We start from the raw sequence: 3,623 nt of genomic DNA on the forward strand, positions 1-3,623 counted from the left end.
AACCAGTTATCGATTTCGGATGCATCTTCCAAAATCGCTCTGCCAATATTTACTTCAAAAAACCAGTCTGCTTCTTCACCGGATGTTCCCAAAATCCAGGTTTCCGGAAAATCGTCGGGAACTTGATCATTATCACCTTCTCCGAAATAACTATCAGCATCATTATTCCAATCTCCATCCAGTCCGGCATAATAATTATCGGTGTACATACTGTAATAATGCCAACTCGAACTCCAATAACCATGACAGCGAACCGAACGAGCAGTTACAATATTGCTGTCGCCGCCGAGTAAAATCCATTGCAGAGGATTTGCTGTTCCGGACCAGGTATCGTAAGCATCAATGATAAAATTCCTGATCTTCTCGGGATTATCACTTCCAGTGTAATTGGCATAAATATCCTCGGTTGTGTAGATATTTACATTCAATCCATAACTCTCTTTTTGAGTGACAAGTTCCAACCATTCATTTTCCAGAATCTGGTTGGTGATGATAATATAATCATAAGGATCATCTGAAGAAACCAGTGAAGTCCTGGAGTTTTTCCAGTATCTTGATTTTCCCTGATAACTTGAAAGAGCATCTTGATTCATAAATTTGTTTTTTGATCTATTTGAAGAAAAAATTTCGGACAATTTTTCATAATTCAGCAATTTTTGTATCTGTTCTTCTTCTCTATAAGAATTTTGTGCAAATTCAACATTCAATCCCATCTTCTTATGATGAATAAGTTTTCTTGTAACCGGATTATATTGAAATGGAAATAACTGAATGATCAAAACATCAACTCCATTTTTTCTCTGAACACCGATCTTCCTGTATTTCTCTACAGGATAGAATTGATTTTTTGAATAAATAACTGTATTTTTTTCAGTTGGATAAATAATTTCAGAGGTTGGATATTCGGAAACAACAGGTGAAATGTCATATTCTCCTTCTAATATAAATTGCTCTGAAGAACAACTGATTTTCTTCACATCTTTTCCAAAAGGAACTATAAAATACACTACTTTTACAGGAAGATTTGGTGCACCGGGATTATTTCCGCAAAATGTTTTTTCCATTTTAATAATGTCTTTTCTATCTTCTTGAGAAAGATTGAAAGTATCAAATGAAAATTCAAAGCTTTCGGAAAATAAAAGGATTTGAAAAAACAAGAATGCAAGGACTGATAAATGTTTAGACTTCATTTTAGAACTCCTGAAAATTTACTGATTCAGAACAAGAAAATCATTCTGAACTTTTTTTAAAAACTTGGTTAAAATAATTTCTTATGAAAATAAGTGTCAAACGAAAAATCTACTTAAGTATTGCTATTGAGAATCTAAGGTTGTTGATTCCTCAAAAAAAAAGGAATAAATAATTCAGAATAACAATTTCAAAAGGTTATAAAATAGAAGATATATTATTTAAATCAGGCACATTGAAAATTTTGATGCTTGTATTCCAATGCATGTTTGATTGTTGAGATGAATTTTTTATTATCGAATGGTTTTTTTATATACTCGAACGCACCAAGTTCTTTTGCTCTTTCCTCTTTTTCCGAATTGGAATTGGCAGTCATCATAATAACCAGAATATTTTCATTGATCTTCTTTAATTCTTCTAGAACCTGGAGTCCGTTCAATCCGGGAAGTCCGATATCAGATAAGATCATATCAGGTAAATTCTTCTTAACTTGTTCAAGTGCACTATAACCATTATCAACAGTAATTGTATCGTATCCCTCGAAACGAAGTATGGTCGATATCAGAAACTGGGTGTCTTTGTTATCTTCAATGACCAAGATCGAATACATCTCGAACCTCCTTCCTGATTCAGATCAATTTATATCAGATGAATTTGCAATATATATGCCAATCAAATGAATGATTAGAGGAGTGGATGCAATTATTTGTATTGATTTGGAATATAAGAAGTTAATAGAAAATTATGGAATCAAATTCTATTAGATTTTATAAAAAGTATTTAATTCTATCAATTTCGCTTTGAGTCATATTTGAGACATACATGATTCGAGTGTCTCAAATCACTTTTTCAAAGCATTATAGATCCCTTCAAAAATATAACCGACATGGATCCTGTTGGTAAAATCCAGTTTTTCGACATTGATTTCCAGAATTTGGTTTTGATGAAATCCGAATTTCCGGACATCTTCCGCATAAGATTCATACCAGAAGGAAAGTGCTTTGATTTCACTCCTGCTCCAGCCGCCTTCGATCTCCATTTCCCGACCTCTTTGCTGGATACGGTTCCAGGCAAGATCAGGATTTCCTTTTAATAAAATTATCAAATCGGTTCGCGGGATTTCAGCAGTAGTTTTTTTGAATTCTGCTGTTAAAGAATCGAGTTCGTTATTGGTCAGATATCCGTCTTTCTGGAATTGATAACAAAAAATGAGCAAGTCTTCCGGAAGAGAGCGATCCATCACGAAACTTTGTTTCCCGCTTTTCCCTTTTTTCTGCAGTTCTGCACGCATTTTCAGAAAGAAAAGTTGAAGGTCAAAACAGTATTTTGCTTTATTTCCTAGGAATTTTTCGAGCATAGGATTTTGCTCCGGATCTTCATATAAGCCACCAATATTCAGACTCCGCTCCATCAAAGCAGCAAGAGTCGATTTTCCCAGACCAACATTTCCGGCAATTGCGATCAGTTTGGGATTTTTCGTCAGATATTTCTCCAGTTTTCGTTCCGCATCGATCGCTTTCAAGGTAGCAGCGGTTTCCGGTAAAGTTACCCATTCGCTGATACCGGGAGTTGTGACTCGCAGATTCAATTCTTTGATCTTTTCAGCGATTTTCCAGATCGTTTCCTCCAAATATTTTTTCAAAGGCGTTACTTTATCCGCGTCAATTGTCAAAACCGGACACATTGCATGCCGGGAAATGAATTTCTCGTAGAGTTCATTCAAAAGTTGGAGATACTTTTCCGGGATGGATTTTTCGCTTTCCCGTCCACGCTGATTAATTCTTTTCTGAAGTGAAGGAACACTTGCTTTCAGGTAGACGATCAAATCCGGATGATTTATCTTTTCGACCATTAAATTATAAGTTCTCTGATAAGCGAGAAATTCCTCTTCCTTCATATTTCCAAGGATTTTCTGAGCTAAACCGAAAATGTAATAATCTTCTGCTAAAGTTCTATCTTCGAGCACGATTCCTTTGCAGCTGACGATCTGTTTCTGCCTGTCCAACCTGCCGTTGAAAAATTCGATTTGTGCAATAAATGCATTAGCGATAGGATCTTCATAAAAAGCATCGAGAATTTTAGGATTGAATTTTTCTTTAAAAGCGTAAATTTTTTCTTCCCCTGTTTTGTTGGGAATCGTATCCAACAGAATTTTATTTAAAGGTTTTGTGCTGGCGGCTTCTACAAGAGTCGATTTCCCAACTCCGATGTTGCCGATGATGCCGATCCTTAAATGTTCCATTTATTTTCCTTTTATCATATTAGAAACCACTTGTCTTCGTTAAAACTACGACAAAGCAAACGAATTAACTTGAATTTTCACGAATAATTAATGAGTCCACTCTAAAAAGGTCAAATTCAATAAAATTAGAAACCGTTAAAACGGTTAATACTTTTTCCTGTTTCATTAACCACCAACTTAAGTTGGTGGTTAA

General features: G+C 35.0%; 3 protein-coding genes. All 3 read right to left on the minus strand.

The genetic code is table 11. The features are described from left to right. A partial coding sequence (locus ENL20_06150) for a hypothetical protein (protein HHE38135.1) occupies positions 1-1,190 on the minus strand: 1,190 nt, incomplete at its 3' end. 224 nt (positions 1,191-1,414) lie between these two features. Beyond that, positions 1,415-1,798 (minus strand): response regulator, encoded by a 384-nt coding sequence (locus ENL20_06155; GenBank protein ID HHE38136.1) that lies wholly within the window; start codon positions 1,796-1,798, stop codon positions 1,415-1,417. A gap of 231 nt (positions 1,799-2,029) precedes the next feature. After that, positions 2,030-3,430: a hypothetical protein gene (locus tag ENL20_06160; protein ID HHE38137.1), complete on the minus strand. Its 1,401-nt coding sequence runs from the start codon at positions 3,428-3,430 to the stop codon at positions 2,030-2,032. Positions 3,431-3,623: the final 193 nt, after the last annotated feature.

Source organism: Candidatus Cloacimonadota bacterium, assembly GCA_011372345.1.
Classification (GTDB): Bacteria; Cloacimonadota; Cloacimonadia; order Cloacimonadales; family TCS61; genus DRTC01.